Consider the following 19,379-nt stretch of genomic DNA (forward strand, 5'->3'; position numbering starts at 1 on the left):
TTTTCAACTCTTTTCCGCTATAATTAGAAAAAAGGTTCGGAAGGAGCGTCGTCAAGATTGACAGATTACATACAGTTTATTGAGAAAGTAAAAAACAAAACGGGTATCGACCTTTCTCTATATAAAGAAGCGCAGATGAAAAGAAGATTGACATCTTTGTATGAAAAGCGAGGATACGATAATTTTTCAGATTATTACACAGCTATACATAATGATGCAAAGTTATTGGATGAGTTCCTAGATAGAATGACAATTAATGTGTCCGAGTTTTATCGCAATGCACAACGCTGGGAAGTGCTGGATAAGAAAATATTCCCTAAACTGCTCAATGAAAATAAAAAACTGAAAATTTGGAGTGCGGCTTGTTCGACAGGAGAGGAACCTTATTCGCTCGCAATGGTGTTGTCATCACACGTACCATTAAAAGATATCTCCATACTGGCAACGGATCTAGATAGCGGCGTGATTGAACGAGCAAAGGTAGGACTGTATGCAGATCGATCCTTAAAGGAAGTACCACGAAAAATTGTCGAGCAGTACTTTATCAATGAAGGTCAACATTATCAAGTAAAAGATTCCATTAAACAAACCGTTCAATTTAAACAGCACAATCTTTTAAATGACTCATACGGATCAGGTTTTGATCTGATTGTTTGTCGGAATGTCATGATTTACTTCACGGAAGAAGCAAAAGATCAGATTTATGAAAGCTTTTCTAAGGCACTTAGACCGGGGGGCATATTGTTCGTCGGAAGCACAGAGCAAATATTCAACCCATCTAAATACGGTTTTGAATCGGAAGAGACGTTTTTTTATCGCAAAAAGTAAGAATGGTTTTTTACGACCTATTTACAAATATTTTTTAACAATAGATATAGTCAAATTCACTTTGTTCTGATAAAGTGCTATGAAACGGATATTTATCCTTTTGACAATAGAGAGAAAGAGAGGAATTGAGATGAGGTATTTTACAGCTGGTGAGTCACATGGTCCTCAACTGACAGCAATTATTGAAGGGTTACCCGCTCAAATGCCGTTAACGGCTGAAATGATTAATAAGGAACTAAAGAGACGACAAGGTGGACATGGTAGAGGTCGTCGCATGCAAATAGAGAAAGACCAGGTGTTAATCACTTCGGGCGTCAGACACGGTAAAACGTTAGGTTCTCCAGTTACGTTAACAGTCGTGAATGATGATTGGAAGCATTGGACGGGCATCATGGGGATTGAACCATTAGCGGATGATGTGAATCCGGAAGACATTAAGCGTAGAATTTCTAGACCGAGACCGGGTCATGCGGATCTCGTCGGCGGGATGAAGTATGGCCATCGCGATTTAAGGAATGTGCTCGAAAGGTCTTCTGCCAGGGAAACAACGATGCGCGTAGCAATTGGTGCAGTTGCAAAACAGTTCCTTCGCCAAATAGGGATTGAAACCGTGTCACATGTTACAGAAATCGGCGGAATTGTTACGGATCCTTCCTCTTATGAAAATTTGTCGATGGATGAATTACGTACAGTTATCGAAAACGACCCGGTTTATTGTGCGGATAAAGATGCTTCGGTTCGAATGGTGTCGGCAATTGACGATATTAAAGGAAGAGGGGATACACTCGGTGGTGTCGTAGAAGTCATTATTGACGGGTGTCCTCCAGGAATAGGCAGTTACGTTCAATTTGATCGTAAATTGGACGGCAAGTTAGCTGGAGCCATGATGAGCATTAATGCTTTCAAAGGTGTGGAATTCGGTCTTGGTTTTAAAATGGCTCAAAAACCTGGAAGTGAAGTACATGATGAGATTACTTGGTCAAAAGACCGAGGCTATTTCAGAAAATCGAATCGCCTCGGTGGCTTAGAAGGTGGAATGACAACGGGTATGCCGATTGTTGTCCGTGGAGTTATGAAACCTATCCCAACATTATATAAGCCGCTAGAAAGCGTTGATATTGATACGAAAGAACCTTTTGTCGCTACAATTGAACGATCTGATCCTTGTGCAGTTCCTGCTGCTTCAGTCGTTGCGGAACACGTCATTGCGACAGAAATTGCAAAAGCGATTATGGAAGAGTTCCGTTCTGATACAATAACGGGATTACAAAAAGAGATTGAACAGTATCGACAATATGTAAAGGAGTTCTAATATGGGCACACTTTCCGTTCAATTAGCAGATCTTCAATACGATGTGCATATTGGCAGTGATGTATATGACTTGTTCTCTACAAAGTATCGCCAATTGCTTTCCAGTGCGGATCAGGTAGGGATCATTGCTGATGAAACAGTTGCGAAACACCATTTACCTGTACTTTGTAATGCGTTACAACAAGCGGGTGTTGAACCGAAATTGAAAGTCGTCCCTTCAGGTGAACAATGTAAGACAGCTGAAGTATATATTGATTGCCAATCCTATTTTTTACGCGAAAATTTTACGCGACAATCCATTCTAATTGCATTTGGCGGAGGAGCGTGTGGAGATTTAACGGGCTTTGTTGCCGCAACGTATATGAGAGGGATTCGATTCATACAGTGTCCAACAACAATCCTCTCTCATGATAGTGCGGTGGGAGGAAAAACGGCCATCAATCTTCCAGAAGGGAAAAACATGGTTGGTTCTTTCCACCAACCTTCCGCAGTCCTTTTTCATACCGATTTGTTCCAGACGCTTCCTCCTAGAGAAATGCGATCCGGTCTTGCAGAACTGGTGAAGCATGCATTCATATCAGACTCTGATTGGTCGTATGAATTACTGCGTAAAGAAAATTTCACTTCGCCATCAGTTGAGTGGTTATCTACTGAATTGTTAAAAGGAATTCAAGTGAAGGCGGATATCGTAGCGGAAGATACATTTGAACATTCATCCAGGAAGTTTTTAAATTTCGGCCATACATTCGGCCATGCAGTTGAAGCAGTTTATGGTTATGGTGGTTTGAGTCATGGTGAATGTGTCTTAATTGGCATGGTGTATAGTCTCATCGCGAGTGAGCAATATGGAGAAATTGAGTCTTGTTTTACAAATGAATTTATTGATTTCGCTAAAGCGAATGGCTATCCTTTTGAACCAGTACATGAACACTCATTTGAAGCGTTTTTACCATACATGTTAAAAGATAAGAAAGCGACGTTTGGTAACATGCATTTTGTATTGTTACAAAACCTTGGATTGCCTTTTGTTCAACAAATGACAATTCCAGTGTGTCATCAGATTTTTGATGAATTAAAGAGAAGAGTTTGAGGGGGAGATTGGATGACAGTACGTGGGATCCGTGGAGCAACTACCGTTGTACGAGACAACAGTGAAGAAGTGTTAACAGTGACTGAAGCCTTAGTAAAAGAGATGGCGCAGTCAAATGGGATACAGCCGGAAGATATCGTATCGGTCATCTTATCCACAACACAAGATATTGAATCGGCATTTCCCGCTAAGGCTGTACGTTCGTTAGAAGGATGGAAATATGTACCTGTCATGTGTACACATGAAATGAACGTTCCCGGCGGTCTGCCGTTATGCATTCGGGTGTTGATGCATGTTAATTCGGATATACCACAAGAAGGAATTCAACATATTTATCAAAATGAAGCCCTAAAGCTTCGGCCAGATTTACAAAAATAAAACTAACAGAGCGGGGGAAGTTCGATGCAGTGGAAACAAGTGTTGAGTGAAATGAATCCATACAAACCAGGTAGATCTACTGAGGAAGTGAAGAAACGTTACGGTTTGAACGAAGTCGTTAAACTGGCTTCCAATGAAAATCCATATGGTTGTCCTTCTACAGTCGCTGAATTTTTAAGAAGCTCGCTCATGCCCTATGAGATTTATCCTGATGGACATGCAACAACTTTGCGTGAAAAGCTTGCGGAAAAACATGGCGTTTCCGAAGAATCGATTCTTTTTGGGAACGGTTCTGACGAAATTATTACAATCATCTCCCGAGCGTTACTAGATGAAAACAAGCATACCATCATGCCGACGCCAACTTTTCCTCAATATGCACATAATGCAAAAATAGAAGGTGCTGATTTTACGGAAGTCCCTCTTGTAAATGGACAGCACGATTTGTCTGCTCATTTAGCTGCGATTACGGACAAAACTGCTGTTATGTGGATTTGCAATCCGAATAACCCAACAGGCAACCTAATTCCTCATGCTGAGTTACTAGATTTCTTACAAAAAGTGCCGAAGTCCATCTTAGTCGTCTTGGATGAGGCATATTTTGAGTACGTTACAGACCCAGCGCATGTTGACTCATTAACTTTGCTGGATAAATTCCCAAATATCATCGTCTTACGGACATTTTCTAAGGCATACGGTCTTGCGTCATTCAGGATTGGATACGGTATCGGTTCATCAGAAATCATTTCACAATTAAACAAAATCCGAAATCCGTTTAATAATAATACGTTGGCGGTTGCTGTTGCAACGAAAGCATTGGAAGATGATGCATTCATTCATCAATGCCGCGATCGGAATGAAGTTCAAAGAAACCGTTATAAGGATTTTGCTAGCAAAAATGGTTTACATATGTTTGATTCTGAAACGAATTTTGTCCTGATCGAAGTACCAGGAGACGCAGATGAAGCTGCTGAATTTTTGTTGAAACAAGGATATATTGTAAGGAGTGGCAATGCATTAGGGACACCCGGCTACATCCGGATTACTGTTGGAACGGATGAACAGAACAGCGGATTGTTTGAAGCATTCGAACAATTATTACTAGAAAATAGGTAGGTAATTATGAAGAATACGGTAGCAATTATTGGATTAGGCTTAATAGGAGGTTCCCTTGGGCTTGCATTAAAACGGGGGAATCTCGATTTACATATTACTGGTTTCGATCGTTCTTATTCGTCAGCAGATGAAGCATATCGGAGAGGCATTATCGATTCAATTGCGCCATCAGCAAAAATAGCATGTGAAAATGCTGATTTCGTTTTGTTTGCGACACCTGTCAATACAACGATTGCGTTAATGAAAGAAGCGCGAGAATGGTCACTAAAAGAAGATGTCATCATTTCAGATACAGGCAGTACAAAAAGTCCAATTATGGAAGCGGCTAAGTGGTTTACGGAACAAGGCATTACATTCATCGGCGGGCATCCAATGGCGGGCTCGCACAAAAGTGGTGTAGCTGCAGCGAAAGCACACCTATTTGAGAATGCCTATTACATTTTGACACCTTTAGAAAATGAAGAACGTCTTAAAATCGATCGATTATCGAATTTATTGACTGCAACGAAAGGTAAAATCGTTGTTTTGGATGCTAGTGAGCATGATCGCATGACTGCTATTGTCAGCCATTTCCCTCATCTTGTTGCTTCCTCACTAGTCGGAAGGTTAGCGGAGCAAGAAATCGACCAACCATTCGTAAAAAAATTAGCGGCTGGCGGATTTCGTGATTTAACAAGGATTGCTTCAGCAGATCCTACAATGTGGCGGGACATTACAATCCAAAACCAAACGGAATTACTTCAGCAACTTGATGGTTGGTTGAATGAAATGAACCGCATTAAAAGCATGTTGTTAGCAAATAATCCTGAAGAGATCTTTGATTTCTTTGCAGACGCGAAGCAGTACAGGGACCGCCTGCCATCCACATATGAGGGAGCAGTGCAAGGGGCATTATACATGACATTCGATTTGCATATCGACATACCGGATCATCCGGGTGTCATTTCAGAAATCACAAAAATATTGGCAGAGGAAGAAATTAGTTTAACGAATATACGAATTGTAGAGACCCGTACGGATGTATACGGAATTCTTGTTATCAGCTTCCAAACAGCTGATGACCGAAAAGCTGCAAGAAATGCGCTATCTACAAAAACGGATTACAGCATGCACATACTTTAGTAAAAGGGGAGCTATTCATGGCTGAACAAAAAACCTTACAATTTCATAAGCCGAGATTGAACGGCTCAATAAAAGTACCTGGGGATAAATCCATTTCGCATCGTTCGATTATGTTAGGGGCGATTGCTGAAGGCAGAACAACCGTGGAAGGTTTTCTTGAAGGTGAAGACTGCCTACGGACGATTGAAATTTTTAAGCAATTAGGTGTTTCAATCGAAAGGCAGGGGACTAATGTAACAATTGATAGTCCGGGTATCGAAAATTGGACAACGCCATCAGATGAATTGTATGCGGGTAATTCCGGTACGACTGCTAGGCTGATGCTTGGAATTTTAGCTGGCTCAAACGTTTCTTCAGTATTAACAGGAGACGAGTCCTTATCCAAACGACCGATGAAAAGAGTTACAATTCCTTTACAGTCAATGGGTGCAAAAATTGTAGGCACGGAAGACGATGAATATTTGCCACTTACAGTAAAAGGTGGCGAGTTAAGTAGAATGACGTACCATGTACCAGTGGCGAGTGCACAAGTAAAGTCTGCTATTTTATTCGCAGGTTTACGTGCGTCCGGAAAGACAATCGTTTCGGAACCGGCAATTTCACGTGACCATACTGAACGGATGTTTGAACAATTCGGCGTCTCGATTGAAACGAATGGGAACACTGTAACGATTGAGGGGGGGCAAACACTTCAAGCATCATCTGTAAAAGTACCGGGTGATATTTCATCTGCCGCATTCTTCTTGGCAGCTGCTGCAATGGTTGAAGATAGTTGCGTTGAAATTGTGGAGGTTGGCCTTAATCCAACACGGACAGGAATTATTGAAGTATTGCGTCAGATGGGTGCTGCCATTGACGTACACGAGGAAACTGGTGGCAGAGGTGAATCCTATGGTACAATTAAGGTTTCCAAAGCCACTTTACATGGTATTGAAATAAGCGGAGAGATTATTCCAACGCTCATTGACGAATTGCCGATCATTGCTTTGTTAGCGACACAGGCTGAAGGTACAACGATCATAAAAGACGCAGCTGAACTTCGTGTAAAAGAAACGGATCGCATTGCAGCAGTCACGACTGAATTGAAGAAGTTAGGTGCATCCATCGAAGCAACTCCGGATGGAATGATCATACACGGACCAACGCCATTAAAGGGGACTAGCATGAACTCCTATGGTGACCATCGACTGGGTATGATGGCAGCGATTGCATCGTTAGTTGCTGACGGAGAAGTGATTATTGAAGACCCTGCTTGCATTGCAGTGTCTTATCCAAACTTCTTTGAGCATTTGACAGCGCTCGTCAACAATGGCTGATAAGAATAATTTTCCTAATGTATACAACATGAAGGAACAGGTGAAAATATGGTGCAGTTACAAGATTTTGAACAGGCAATCCTGGATGGAGACATTCAAAAACTAAATGAGTTAATTGATCAGGCGGAACGATCGCAGGATTTTGAATTGCTTTACGAAGCCGCTAGCATGATCGTGTCTTACGGGTATATTGGACAGGCGGATCATATATATGAAACGTTGCTTACGTACATGCCTGAAGAGTCGCAACTGAAAATTGACAGAGCTTCAACATTACTGGAATTGGGAGAAGAAGATGATGCGTTACTGCTACTCTCAGAAATCACGCCCGATCAAGAAGAGTATGTGCAAGCATTGATGGCGCTTGCTGACTACTACCAGATGATTGGTATGGCAGAGGCTGCGATCGGGAAAGTGAAAGAAGCTCAACGAATCGCTCCACACGAACCGGTTATACGATTCGCGTTAGCGGAATTGCTTCTTGACGGGGGGAGATATATCGAAGCGGCCAAATCTTTCTCTCAGTTGTATGATGAAGGTCATCGCTCCATCGCAGGTACAAGTATCCCATTACGCCTAGCTGAAACATACAGTGCCGGCGCAGCTTACGAAGACGCAATTCCATTCTACGAACTTCTGTTAGAGGATGAGGTAGTCCCCGATACGTTATTTGGTGCAGCTTATGCTTACTATCAGAGCGGGGATGCCGAAAAATCAAGTAACATGTTAGAGGACTTAATTGCAATGGATCCTGATTACTTTTCGGCCTATATGCTGGCGGGTCAGGCGTGTTCAAAATCAGGTAACGACAACAAAGCCTATGAATTTTTCAAAAAAGGCATTGCACGGGATGAATTTGACAAGGAATTAAGATTGTCTGCAGGAAAATCTGCTTTGAAACTCGGTTTGCCAGAGGAAGCTGAAGAGCACTTGCAGCAAGCAATTGCGCTTGACCCCGAATATATGGAAGCGCTCATTACGTTGTCTTCCCTGTATAACGAGAAGGAGCAGGACGAAAAATTGTTAAGTTTGCTGTCAGAAATGCCGGATGGACAAGTGGATCTGCCGATACTTCATGCATTCAAAGCATTTGCATTGGAACGTGAGGAACGTTTTGACGATGCATACGTATCTTACAGTAAAGCATATGCTGGTATGGAAGATGATTTAACGTTTTTGGATAAATACGCAAGATTCCTTTTAGATGAAGGAAAACGAGACGAATCTATCGAAGTAGTTAGAGCACTGTTAAAGATAGAACCCCATGAGGAATGGAGCGCTTTTCTTGAAACGTTGAATGACGAGGAGGTGTGATATGACAGCCATGATTCCTGTCGCTGCCAAAAAAGACTTTGTAAGATGGTTTTTAAAGCGCTATAAGTTAAAGCGCCGGGAATGTGTGTGGATACTGAATTATCTTCTTAGCCATGAGCAACTTCTTCAAAACGTCCACTTTACGGATGAAGCACATTATTGCCCGCGGGCGATGGTAATTTCAACGACAAATTCCGAAAGTATCCCTTTCCGTTTTTACAAAGGGAATTTGATGACAGCCGACGCGGAAAAATCATTCCATGATCTTCGGCTCCATCCTGATGAAAAAATGTATATCCAGTTGAATTTCCCAAACAGTCATTCTTGTCCACACTATGCTAGTGTACGGGAAGAAAATCCTTTCTTGCCGGTAGAGTTGCAAGTGAGCGCTAGAGATCGGAAAATTGCGGAGAAATTGTTAGAAGAGAGTGCAGCATCAATGTCCTTGGATTTACTAAGGAAACGTGTAGATGAAGCACTTGATGCCAATGATCGAGAACGTTTTCTTATCTTATCTGCGATGCTGAATGATATGATGATTACAAATGACTGATGACTCCATCCTTAAGGTGGAGTCATTTGTTTGAAATTGTTTAGGAGTGAATAGTGATGAATTGGACAGGCAAAGATATGGATACATATTTGCAACAGAAAGAATATATTGACACATTAGTCGTCCCGCTTGTAAAAGTGCAGTTGAACATGGATAATATGAAGACAAGCGCATCTTCGACAGAATTTGTCATGCAACTAAGCTCGCTGATTGAAATGCAATTTAAAGGTCGTATGATGTTTGCGCCACCATTCAGTTACACCGCTTCAACTGATCTTGCAAAAATGGCAGAAACGACATTGAGTGATTTTAGAAGAACATCATTTAAACATGTGTTTTTCCTGACAACCGATCACGAATGGAATGAAATGGACTTGCCAGGTCAAGTACTTTGGATGCCTTCAATTCCTCTTGAAAGTATGGAGCCGTCATTGCGTAATTCCATACTGGAAGATCAACTTCGCCAATTATTGCCGAAATTTACAGAACAATGGTCAAAGCAGTAATCTGATTTTAATCTTACAAGTAATCGAGATTTAGCTTCAAAATTTTGCTAATCTGACATACAGAATTCATTATTTGTTCACATTCTTGGGTAACTAAGGAATGCAGGATTGAATTTACATTAATATTGATATATCATAGATATGTCCTAGTATTACAATTAATAAAAGTATGTCCGTTGGACTGATTTTGGAGTAAGAGGAGGGAAACTGATGAGCAGCAAAGTGTCAAGGCGCCAATTCCTAAGCTACACATTGATGGGCGTCGGTGGATTTATGGTTTCGGCCGCAGTCATGCCGATGGTCCGCTTTGCAGTCGATCCAGTCTTGCAGGCAAAAGGTGAAGGTGAATTTGTTCCAACTTCCCAAAAAGTTGACGAATTGACTGAAACACCTGTGCGTGTTGACTTTACGATTAAAGATCGAAAAGATGGTTGGTATAAATCCGACGTTTCAAACACCGCTTGGGTTTATAAAGAAGGCGACGAAGTAATCGCACTTTCTCCTGTCTGTAAGCACCTTGGATGCGTCGTTAACTGGGAAGGGGACAACCATAAGAACGAATTCTTCTGCCCTTGCCATGCCGGACGTTATGAGAAAAACGGTAAAAACGTAGCTGGAACACCACCTTTAGGACCACTAGATGAGTATTTGGTTGAAATCGTGGATGGTTACGTGCATATTGGAAAAACTGTTCCAAACACATTAGTTTAAAATGTAAGGGGGTACGACCGAAGTGCTAAACAAACTATACGATTGGGTTGATGAGCGGTTGGATATCACCCCGATATGGCGTGATATTGCTGACCATGAAGTACCTGAGCACGTAAACCCTGCACATCACTTTTCCGCATTTATCTATTGCTTTGGTGGCTTGACATTCTTCGTAACAGTCATCCAAATACTATCTGGAATGTTTTTGACAATGTACTACACGCCAGATGTTGAGAATGCTTGGAAATCCGTTTACTACCTTCAAAATGAAGTTGCATTCGGTGAGATTGTGCGTGGTATGCACCATTGGGGAGCTTCACTCGTTATCGTGATGATGTTCCTACATACTTTACGTGTATTCTTTACAGGTTCTTATAAGAAACCACGTGAATTAAACTGGGTAGTTGGTGTCCTTATTTTTGTTACAATGTTAGGCCTTGGATTTACTGGTTACTTGCTACCATGGGATATGAAAGCATTATTCGCTACAAAAGTTGGTATCGAAATTGCAGCTTCCGTTCCATTCATTGGTGAGCAGATTAAAATTCTCCTAGCAGGAGATTCTGAAATCTTAGGTGCTCAAACATTAACACGTTTCTTTGCCATTCATGTATTCTTCTTACCAGCTGCTTTGCTTGGGTTGCTTGCAGCACACTTTATCATGATCAGAAGACAAGGTATTTCTGGTCCACTATAAAATTTACATCCAACTTGATGTGATTGTCTGAAACTAGAAGAAGGAGGGGACAACATGCATCGCGGAAAAGGTATGAAATTTGTTGGTGACTCCAGGATTCCAGCAAACCGGAAATCCAATGTCCCAAAAGACTACTCGGAATATCCGGGTAAAACTGAAGCTTTCTGGCCGAACTTCCTCTTGAAAGAGTGGATTATCGGTGCAATTTTCCTAATTGGATACTTAATTTTAACTGTTGCGCATCCTTCACCACTTGAACGTCAAGCGGATCCAACAGATACAACTTACATCCCACTACCTGACTGGTATTTCCTATTCATGTATCAATTATTGAAATATGAATTTGCTTCCGGACCATACAACGTCATTGGAGCAATCGTTATGCCAGGACTAGCAGTTGGTGCGCTAATGCTTGTACCATTCATGGATACTTCAAAAGAACGTCGTCCATTCAAGCGACCGTTGCCAACAGGATTCATGCTTCTTGCATTTGCTGCAATTTTCTACTTAACATGGGAATCAGTTGTGAACCATAACTGGGAACAAGCAAAAGCACAAGGTGAAATCCGTGAAGAAGTTTCATTTGATCCAGAATCTGCTGAGTATCAAATCTATGCTGGATCCTCTTGTATCCAATGTCATGGTGATGCCTTCCAAGGCGCCCTTGGACCTGCGTTAGCGGATACAGGATTAACAGCTGAAGAGATTGTTGATATTGCTCATAACGGTGTCGGCACAATGCCAGCAGGACAGTGGACAGGATCTGAAGAAGATCTTCAAGTGCTTGCTGAATTCCTTGCTAATTTAAAATCAGGTGAGTAACAAAAAAGAGTCAGGAAACTGACTCTTTTTTCTTTACAAGTTTTTAGTTGAAAGTGATACCATACATATATACATATGAAACGGGGAGCTGGTGGTCATTTCGATTGTAACGCGGATTTGGTTAATGTTATTCCACAAATCTTTTTTATGGATTTTATTATTTACCAATATCTTAGGCACAGTGTATGGCTATGATTGGTACATGTGGCAACTTGAAGACACTGAACCGATCTATTGGATTTTCGTGCCGGATAGTCCGACCGCAAGTTTGTTTTTCTCTTTGGCGATTATCGGTTGGTTGGTTGGCAAGAATTTTAAATTAATTGAAGTACTTGCGCTTATTACTCTTGTGAAATATGGCTTATGGGCAGTCGTCATGAATCTTTTAACATTAGCAGAAATTGGTGAAATCGGTTGGCAAGGATGGATGCTCATCGGTTCACATTTTGCAATGGCTGTTCAAGCAATTCTCTACATTCCGTTTTATAAATTTCGCTTTGGTCATCTTGTTATCGGTGCGATTTGGACACTGCATAACGATGTCATCGATTATGTTTTCGGGCAAATGCCGATTTATTACGATTTAATGAAACATATGGACAAAATCGGGTATTTTACATTTTGGTTATCGATCGCTTGTATCACTATTGCGTATACAGTATTGAGAAAAAAGGAAAAAGCAGGACTGTTATAGCATAATAGTAAAAAGTTGCGCTTACATGGTAGACGTTATAAAATATACGTAGAGAAAAGGGAGGGAATTGAACATGTTTTTTGTATACTTGGGCATCATCATGTTGCTTCCGTTGTATGCTCAATTCAAAGTGAAAAGTACGTATAAAAAATATGTGCAAGTGCGTTCTACATCTGGAATGACAGGAGCACAAGTCGCACGTTTAATACTTGACCATAATGGGTTACAGGATGTTAAAGTTGTCGAACACAAAGGTTTCTTGAGTGACCATTATAATCCTTTAACAAAAACAGTTGCGTTGTCTTCAGACAATTTCCATCACGCATCAGTTGCAGGTACTGCGGTTGCCGCTCACGAAGTCGGACATGCGATTCAAGATAAGGAAGCCTATGCATTCCTTCGTTTCCGCCACCGTCTTGCACCTGTAGCGAGTATTTCATCTAATATCTCATGGATTTTCATTATAATCGGAATACTTTCCACGGCGTTCAATTCATTGTTGGGCATTGGTATTGCTTTAATGGCAGTTGGGGTATTGTTCCAAATTGTAACACTACCAGTTGAGTTTAATGCATCCAATCGCGCAATGAATCAAATTATTGAATTAGGGATTATCCGAAATGAAGAAGAACCACATGCTAAAAAGATGCTTAACGCCGCTGCTATGACCTATGTTGCTGCTACTGCGGTCGCGGTCATGGAATTGGTTCGTCTGATTTATATCTTTCAAGCAAGAGATGATGCATAAAAGATTGTGTGATGTGAAACCTTTTTAGTGAAAAAGTGAAATGGAGCCCGCTCTATTTCACTTTTTTTTTGTCATCAAAACATGACAGCTTTGTAGGCAATCAGTGTTACTACTAAGAAAATTTACTGTGTGTCAGAATGGTAACTCCGTCAAATGCGGCATACCAAGCCGAAACAACGCATAAATCAGTCAAACGCGGCATAACCGCTCCAAACGCCGCATTAATCGCGCAATCGCGGCATAACCGCTCCAAACGCCGCATTGATCGCGTAAACTCCGCATAACTCCTCCAAACGCCGCATAACCGCTCCAAACGCGGCATAACCGCTGCAAACGGCGCATTAATCGCGCAAACGCGGCATAACCGCTCCAAACGGCGCATTAATCACGTAAACTCCGCATAACTCCTCAAAACACCGCATAAGCAACATTTCCATGCAATCACTCCACTAGAACTGTCAAATAATGTACTAGCATTTTCCCTACAAAAAAAAGCGTGCAGCCCAGTTTAGCGGCTACACGCAATTATATCCTTCAGTAAAAAAATGCATGACTACATCTCCAAAGGTTGCTTTTTATCATCTAACGTAAAGCCTTCCCCTAATACATCGTGAACATCTGTAACAGAAACGAATGCGTGTGGATCAACGGATGTAATAATGTTTTTTAAACGAATGATTTCATTTTTTCCAACGACGCAATACAAAATCTCTCTGTCTGACTTTGTAAAATGCCCGTAGCCACGCAATACTGTAACGCCGCGTTCCATTTCGAGCGCAATTTTCGAAGCAATTGCATCCTGCATATCAGAAATAATGAACGCACCTCTTGCAGCATAAGCACCTTCTTGGACAAAATCGATGACACGCGCACCGACAAATAATGCGACTAACGTATACATCATTGATCGATAGTCTAAGTAAACAGCCCACGATAAGAGTATGACAAAGGCATCGAACATAAACATCGTTTTTCCCATGCTCCATCCTATGTATTTGTGGGCTAAACGTGCGATAATATCTACACCGCCTGTTGTTCCGCCGAACCTGAAAATAATTCCTAAACCGATACCGATGAAAACACCCGCAAAGAGGGCGACAAGAAACATATCATCTTCCATATGTATCGTAAATTGGTATTTCATGAATACTTTTAAAAAGACTGAAACGGCGACAGTTCCGATAAGCGTATAAATGAATGCTCTTCTTCCTAGCAATTTCCATCCGATTAAAAACATTGGAATGTTTAACACGAGGTTCATGATGGCAGGATCCCATTTAAATGCAAACAAAAGAATTAGCGTAATTCCAGTGAAACCACCTTCAGCTAATTCATGTTGAATGTTAAAATGAACAAGTCCAAAACTGAATATCGCTGCTCCTAATACGATGAAAAATATGTTTTTAATTTTTAGTCCTTGTAACAAATGATGACCACCTTTCTGGATGACTTAGTTTATTATCATCGATTCTTCAATTTTTGACAATAGTTCTGCAAATGAATACGATAACAAATGGAGGGATTGAAGGAAATGAAAACAATGCAAGCTCTGCAAGAAGAAGTACATACGTATATTAACGGTTTTAAAGAAGGGTACTTCCCTCCGATGGAATTAATCGCACGTTTAACAGAAGAGTTAGGTGAACTTTCACGGGAAGTACAACATGTGCATGGCATGAAAAAGAAGAAAAATACTGAAACGGTTAAATCTCTTGAAGAGGAGACAGGGGACCTATTATTTGTCCTCATTTGTTTTGCCAATTCACAAGGAATTCGTTTAGACGAGGCATTAGAAAAAGTGTTAATGAAATTTAAAGAGCGTGATGCGGATCGTTGGACGAAAAAGGAGGAGCAATGATGACGATTAAAGTAGCTATTGCAGGGGCGCGTGGAAGAATGGGTACAACCGCCATCCAGGCAATTGAAGAAGCAAACGATGCGATCGTCGTTGCGGCACTTGATTATAAATACGATGGGTTGCATGTACATAATTCAACAGTGAACGATCAACGTCATGGCATACCGATTTATACAAGTTTGGCCGAACTTGCTGAACATCATGCACCCGATGTGTTATTGGATGTGACAGATCCAGATGCAGTGTTCGTGAACGTTCAGTCGGCAATCGAATTAGGAATCTATCCAGTCGTCGGAACGTCGGGTTTGACGAGATCCCAGTTGGATGAAATTGCTGTCTTAGTGGAGTCGCACCAAATTGGTTGTATCGTCGCGCCAAATTTTTCACTTGGAGCAGTTCTTATGATGAAGTTCTCAGCGCAAGCTGCTCGTTATTTAGGGGATGTTGAAATCATTGAGTTACACCATGACCGAAAGTTGGATGCGCCGTCCGGAACGGCTGTGAAAACTGCTGAGATGATTCAACAATATCGACCTGCCCACATACAGGGGCATCCTGAAGAGCAAGTGCATATTGATGGGGCGCGTGGAGCAGATGTGGATGGTATGAAAATCCATAGTGTTCGATTACCGGGCTTGCTTGCACACCAACAAGTTTTGTTAGGTGGAGAAGGCGAACTGCTTACAATCCGTCACGATTCCTTTGACAGAAAGAGTTTTATGCCAGGTATTATGCTTGCAATTCGTGAAGTGATGGGACGGAAAGAGCTTGTTTATGGGCTTGAACATATTATCGATTAACGTTTTATAGAAGAGGTGTTCTTAGTGAGAAAGTTGAAAGTCGGAGTGATTTGCTATCCTACTTTAGGTGGCTCTGGCGTTGTCGCAACTGAGCTCGGATTAAAAATGGCGGAAAGAGGCCATGAGATGCATTATATTACATCGAGCAGACCTTTTCGTATTCCTGATGTCCATCCAAACATTCAGTTCCATGAAGTTAAAATAGACGGGTACGCAGTGTTTAAATACCCACCATACGATATTGCTTTAGCCAATCGTATTGCGCAAGTGATTGTTGAAGAAAAACTCGATTTATTGCATGTGCACTATGCGGTTCCACATGCAATATCAGCAGCTTTAGCAAAAGATATGGCAGGTTCTACAATCGGTGTCATTACGACGTTGCACGGTACAGACGTTACGATTCTAGGGCAGGTATCCTGCTCTACGGAATACGGTGCGGTACGGTATTGAAAAATCGAATTGTGCAACAGCCGTTTCAGAATCGTTACGACAGGATACAATTGCATTAATTGACCCAACAAAAGAGATTAAGACGATATACAATTTTATAGATGAAGAAAGATACCGTCCAGTCAATCCAGGTACGTTAAAACAAGACTTGGGAATTCGTGAGGAAGAAAAAGTTCTCATTCACATATCCAATTTTCGAAGTGTCAAGCGAATTGGCGATGTCATCGACAGTTTTAAATTGATTCGCCAACAAGTCGAAGCGAAATTGGTGCTTGTTGGAATTGGTCCGGAGCAAGAAGAGATGATGGCAAAGGCAAAAGAAAACGGCTTGGATGCTGACATCATTTTTACAGGAAAGCGTGATGACTTACCTGAGTTGTTGGCAATTAGTGACCTTATGCTTTTGTTATCTGAGAAAGAAGCGTTTGGTTTAGTGCTATTAGAAGGGTTTGCTTGTGGCGTTCCTGCTATCGGAACGAATATCGGTGGCATTCCTGAAGTAATAGAAGACGGCGTGAACGGCTATCTTGTAAAGCTTGGAGACATTAAGGCAGTAGCAGAAAAAGCGTTGTCGCTTCTTCAAGAACCAAGTGTACACAAACAATTTCAACAAGCAGCAATTCATACAGTAAGGGACAAATTCAATTCTGAAGCGATCGTTATCGCCTATGAAAAAATCTATTATGAAGTGGCTGAATGTGTATGATGCAATCATTTGGTTCGCAAGGTAGTCAAGAAGTTATTCGTCAATTGGAAGAAGCCGGTTATGAAGCTGTTTTTGTAGGAGGAGCAGTGCGTGATCACCTCCTTGGGAAAGTAGCAAATGATTTCGACATAGCGACATCAGCTTTTCCGAATGAGGTGAAGAACGTTTTCTCCCAGACAATTGATGTAGGAATCGAGCATGGAACAGTGCTTGTCCTCATGCAAAATGAGCCCATCGAAGTGACGACGTATCGTACAGAAAGCACGTATTCCGACCATCGTAGACCTGATGCAGTTCACTTTGTACGGACTCTAAAAGATGATTTGCAAAGAAGGGATTTTACGATAAATGCACTAGCATTGACGCGGACAGGAGATCTTATCGATCCTTTTGGCGGCCAAACAGATTTGGCGCATGGATTGATACGGGCAGTAGGGAATCCAGATGAACGCTTCAATGAAGACGCATTAAGAATGTTGAGAGCGATCCGATTTGTTTCCGTATTAGGCTTTTCGATTGAAGAAGAAACTAGCTTAGCAATTACACGACATGCCCAGAAAATTCGGTATGTGTCCATCGAACGCATAAAAATGGAAATGGACAAATTGTGGACTGGTCAATATGTGGGACAAGCACTCAAGGCAATTGCGCAAACGAACTTATCGGCCTATTTACCCCTCTTCACTACTTCAGAAAAGTTATTGCACTGTGCACCATTTGAAGGACCGGAACAAGGGTGGGCGATGCTAATGGGAATCGGACATTTTACACCACTTGAATTAGCAAGAGCCTATAAAATGTCGAATCGGGAAAAAGGTTTTTTAACACAAGTCGCGCATGCATTTTTCAACAGACAAAAAAACGATTATACCATTGTTGACTTATACGCTCACTCAATTGACGTGTTGTGGACCGCCGAAAAGCTCTATCATGCACTTTATCCAGAAAGTAAACGTGTCAGCTACGAGCATTTGACATCAGCTTGGGAAGCGTTGCCGATACATTCAAAAGATGATTTGCAAGTAAATGGTAAAGACTTGATGGAGTGGATTGGTCAAAGAGGTGGCCGTTGGGTCGGTGAATGGATGGATAAAATTGAGTCGGCGGTGTTACATCAACAATGCGACAATGATGCATTTCGTATAAAGGAATGGTTTCTAAATGAATACAAACGTGAAAAATGAGTTACTGAAAAGGTTATTCGAAGCAGATGGACGACCAATCTCCGGACAAGAATTTGCGGATGAATTTGGGCTTTCCAGAACAGCGGTTTGGAAATATATAAAAGAATTCGAAGTAGAAGGATATGAAATAGTATCCGTGCGTAAAAAAGGGTATGTATTGATTTCATCACCTGATCGTGTACATGGTGCTACAATTCAACAATATTTAAAAACAAAGCGGTATGGTCGACACATTACTCATTTTGAAACATGTGCGTCGACTCAACTCATTGCTCACGATTTTGCACAAAACGATGCGCCAGATGGGACGCTAATTGTTTCAGAAGAACAAAGTGGCGGTAAAGGAAGGTTGTCGCGTCCTTGGAGTTCAGCTGCGCATAAAGGGATTTGGATGAGTGTAATCGTTCGTCCGGAATTGTTACCACAACAAGCGCCTCAAATGACTTTGGTCGCCGCAGTCGCCATCGTTAGAGCGATTGAGGAAGTCGTCAATATCGAAGCGACGATTAAATGGCCAAACGATATTATGCTCGATGGCAAAAAAGTGACGGGCATTTTGACAGAATTGCAGGCAGATCCGGACCGAGTAAAAGCGATTATTATTGGCATTGGTATGAACATTAACCATGAAGTGAACGATTTTCCTGAGGAACTGCATTCAATTGCTACTTCATTAAAAATTGCAACAGGGCAAGAAATCAATCGGGCAAAACTTATTGCAGCGATTTTAGGCTTTCTAGAATTGTATACGAGCATGTACGAAAAACATGGATTTGGACCAATCAAACTTCTGTGGGAAGGGTATTCAAATACGGCAGGTAAGCGAATCCGCGCGGTTATGTTAAATGAAACAATTGAAGGACTGGCACTCGGCATTTCTGATGAAGGACTGTTAGAGCTTAAATTGGACGATGGATCCATTCGTGGAATTTATTCCGCGGATATCGTTCTAGAAAGTTAATGAAGAATAAGAATTCTACAACTATACAAGGTTCTATCAATTTGGTATAGTAAGTGCGAAGGGCAGTATCAATCGGAACTGCACCTGAAGAAGTACTTTTGTTTTTCCAGTTAAATACGTTCTGCCTTGATCTTGCAAAAGACAGGGACGGAGGAAACCAAATCGATGATAACACAACCCTTCTGTCCTTTTTTGGATAGAAGGGTTTTA

20 protein-coding genes and 1 pseudogene are annotated in these 19,379 nt (G+C 41.4%); 20 read left to right on the plus strand and 1 reads right to left on the minus strand.

Going from position 1 to position 19,379, the window contains the following annotated elements; translation table 11 throughout:
• Positions 1-57: 57 nt before the first annotated feature.
• The 15 genes from ACVHUV_RS12140 to ACVHUV_RS12210 all read left to right on the plus strand — a co-directional run bounded on the left by ACVHUV_RS12140 (position 58) and on the right by ACVHUV_RS12210 (position 13,207).
• On the plus strand, positions 58-828 hold the full coding sequence (locus ACVHUV_RS12140) for a CheR family methyltransferase (RefSeq protein WP_462084733.1): 771 nt from the start codon (positions 58-60) through the stop codon (positions 826-828).
• Positions 829-958: 130 nt separating this feature from the next.
• A complete protein-coding gene (aroC, locus tag ACVHUV_RS12145) occupies positions 959-2,140 on the plus strand; it encodes a chorismate synthase (protein ID WP_317941516.1) in 1,182 nt (393 codons plus the stop codon).
• A 1-nt stretch (position 2,141) separates the two neighbouring features.
• On the plus strand, positions 2,142-3,230 hold the full coding sequence (aroB, locus tag ACVHUV_RS12150) for a 3-dehydroquinate synthase (protein WP_462084734.1): 1,089 nt from the start codon (positions 2,142-2,144) through the stop codon (positions 3,228-3,230).
• 12 nt (positions 3,231-3,242) lie between these two features.
• Positions 3,243-3,608: a chorismate mutase gene (gene aroH / locus ACVHUV_RS12155; RefSeq protein WP_371390007.1), complete on the plus strand. Its 366-nt coding sequence runs from the start codon at positions 3,243-3,245 to the stop codon at positions 3,606-3,608.
• A 24-nt stretch (positions 3,609-3,632) separates the two neighbouring features.
• Positions 3,633-4,724 (plus strand): histidinol-phosphate transaminase, encoded by a 1,092-nt coding sequence (hisC, locus tag ACVHUV_RS12160; RefSeq protein WP_371390008.1) that lies wholly within the window; start codon positions 3,633-3,635, stop codon positions 4,722-4,724.
• Between the two features lie 6 nt (positions 4,725-4,730).
• Positions 4,731-5,846: a prephenate dehydrogenase gene (locus ACVHUV_RS12165; RefSeq protein WP_462084735.1), complete on the plus strand. Its 1,116-nt coding sequence runs from the start codon at positions 4,731-4,733 to the stop codon at positions 5,844-5,846.
• Between the two features lie 17 nt (positions 5,847-5,863).
• Positions 5,864-7,162 carry a 3-phosphoshikimate 1-carboxyvinyltransferase gene (gene aroA / locus ACVHUV_RS12170; protein WP_462084736.1) on the plus strand — a complete coding sequence of 433 codons (1,299 nt, stop codon included), beginning with the start codon at positions 5,864-5,866 and terminating at the stop codon, positions 7,160-7,162.
• 48 nt (positions 7,163-7,210) lie between these two features.
• Positions 7,211-8,476 carry a tetratricopeptide repeat protein gene (locus ACVHUV_RS12175; RefSeq protein ID WP_462084737.1) on the plus strand — a complete coding sequence of 422 codons (1,266 nt, stop codon included), beginning with the start codon at positions 7,211-7,213 and terminating at the stop codon, positions 8,474-8,476.
• 1 nt (position 8,477) lies between these two features.
• The gene (locus tag ACVHUV_RS12180) at positions 8,478-9,029 is read left to right on the plus strand and encodes a ReoY family proteolytic degradation factor (protein ID WP_317941509.1); all 552 of its coding nucleotides are present in this window, start codon (positions 8,478-8,480) and stop codon (positions 9,027-9,029) included.
• A gap of 56 nt (positions 9,030-9,085) precedes the next feature.
• Complete coding sequence (locus ACVHUV_RS12185; protein WP_462084738.1) at positions 9,086-9,535, plus strand: DUF2487 family protein; 450 nt, start codon at positions 9,086-9,088, stop codon at positions 9,533-9,535.
• Between the two features lie 207 nt (positions 9,536-9,742).
• A complete protein-coding gene (locus ACVHUV_RS12190) occupies positions 9,743-10,246 on the plus strand; it encodes a Rieske (2Fe-2S) protein (RefSeq protein WP_317941931.1) in 504 nt (167 codons plus the stop codon).
• Between the two features lie 22 nt (positions 10,247-10,268).
• Positions 10,269-10,943 (plus strand): menaquinol-cytochrome c reductase cytochrome b subunit, encoded by a 675-nt coding sequence (gene qcrB, locus ACVHUV_RS12195; RefSeq protein ID WP_317941507.1) that lies wholly within the window; start codon positions 10,269-10,271, stop codon positions 10,941-10,943.
• A gap of 54 nt (positions 10,944-10,997) precedes the next feature.
• A complete protein-coding gene (locus tag ACVHUV_RS12200) occupies positions 10,998-11,765 on the plus strand; it encodes a menaquinol-cytochrome c reductase cytochrome b/c subunit (protein ID WP_317941506.1) in 768 nt (255 codons plus the stop codon).
• A 124-nt stretch (positions 11,766-11,889) separates the two neighbouring features.
• Positions 11,890-12,459 carry a lipoprotein heptaprenylglyceryl N-acetyltransferase LhaT gene (gene lhaT, locus ACVHUV_RS12205; protein WP_462086906.1) on the plus strand — a complete coding sequence of 190 codons (570 nt, stop codon included), beginning with the start codon at positions 11,890-11,892 and terminating at the stop codon, positions 12,457-12,459.
• Positions 12,460-12,532: 73 nt separating this feature from the next.
• A complete protein-coding gene (locus tag ACVHUV_RS12210) occupies positions 12,533-13,207 on the plus strand; it encodes a zinc metallopeptidase (RefSeq protein ID WP_462084739.1) in 675 nt (224 codons plus the stop codon).
• Positions 13,208-13,760: 553 nt separating this feature from the next.
• On the opposite strand, the gene ACVHUV_RS12215 is transcribed toward ACVHUV_RS12210, so the two are convergent.
• A complete protein-coding gene (locus ACVHUV_RS12215) occupies positions 13,761-14,633 on the minus strand; it encodes a YitT family protein (protein WP_462084740.1) in 873 nt (290 codons plus the stop codon).
• Between the two features lie 105 nt (positions 14,634-14,738).
• Here ACVHUV_RS12215 and ACVHUV_RS12220 point away from each other — a divergent pair, with 105 nt between their 5' ends.
• From ACVHUV_RS12220 to ACVHUV_RS12240, 5 genes and pseudogenes are all read left to right on the plus strand, one after another.
• Positions 14,739-15,065, plus strand: coding sequence for a nucleotide pyrophosphohydrolase (locus tag ACVHUV_RS12220; RefSeq protein ID WP_462084741.1), 327 nt, complete (start codon positions 14,739-14,741; stop codon positions 15,063-15,065).
• Complete coding sequence (gene dapB, locus ACVHUV_RS12225) at positions 15,065-15,865, plus strand: 4-hydroxy-tetrahydrodipicolinate reductase (protein WP_462084742.1); 801 nt, start codon at positions 15,065-15,067, stop codon at positions 15,863-15,865. The genes ACVHUV_RS12220 and dapB overlap by 1 nt, the downstream gene beginning before the upstream one ends.
• Positions 15,866-15,889: 24 nt before the next feature.
• Positions 15,890-17,024 (plus strand): annotated as a pseudogene (bshA, locus tag ACVHUV_RS12230) (N-acetyl-alpha-D-glucosaminyl L-malate synthase BshA).
• Complete coding sequence (locus tag ACVHUV_RS12235) at positions 17,021-18,208, plus strand: CCA tRNA nucleotidyltransferase (RefSeq protein WP_462084743.1); 1,188 nt, start codon at positions 17,021-17,023, stop codon at positions 18,206-18,208. Before bshA ends, ACVHUV_RS12235 begins: the two are co-directional and overlap by 4 nt.
• Entirely contained in the window at positions 18,186-19,169 is a 984-nt protein-coding gene (locus ACVHUV_RS12240) for a biotin--[acetyl-CoA-carboxylase] ligase (protein WP_462084744.1), read from the plus strand. The genes ACVHUV_RS12235 and ACVHUV_RS12240 overlap by 23 nt, the downstream gene beginning before the upstream one ends.
• Positions 19,170-19,379: the final 210 nt, after the last annotated feature.

This window comes from Sporosarcina saromensis, from assembly GCF_054901285.1.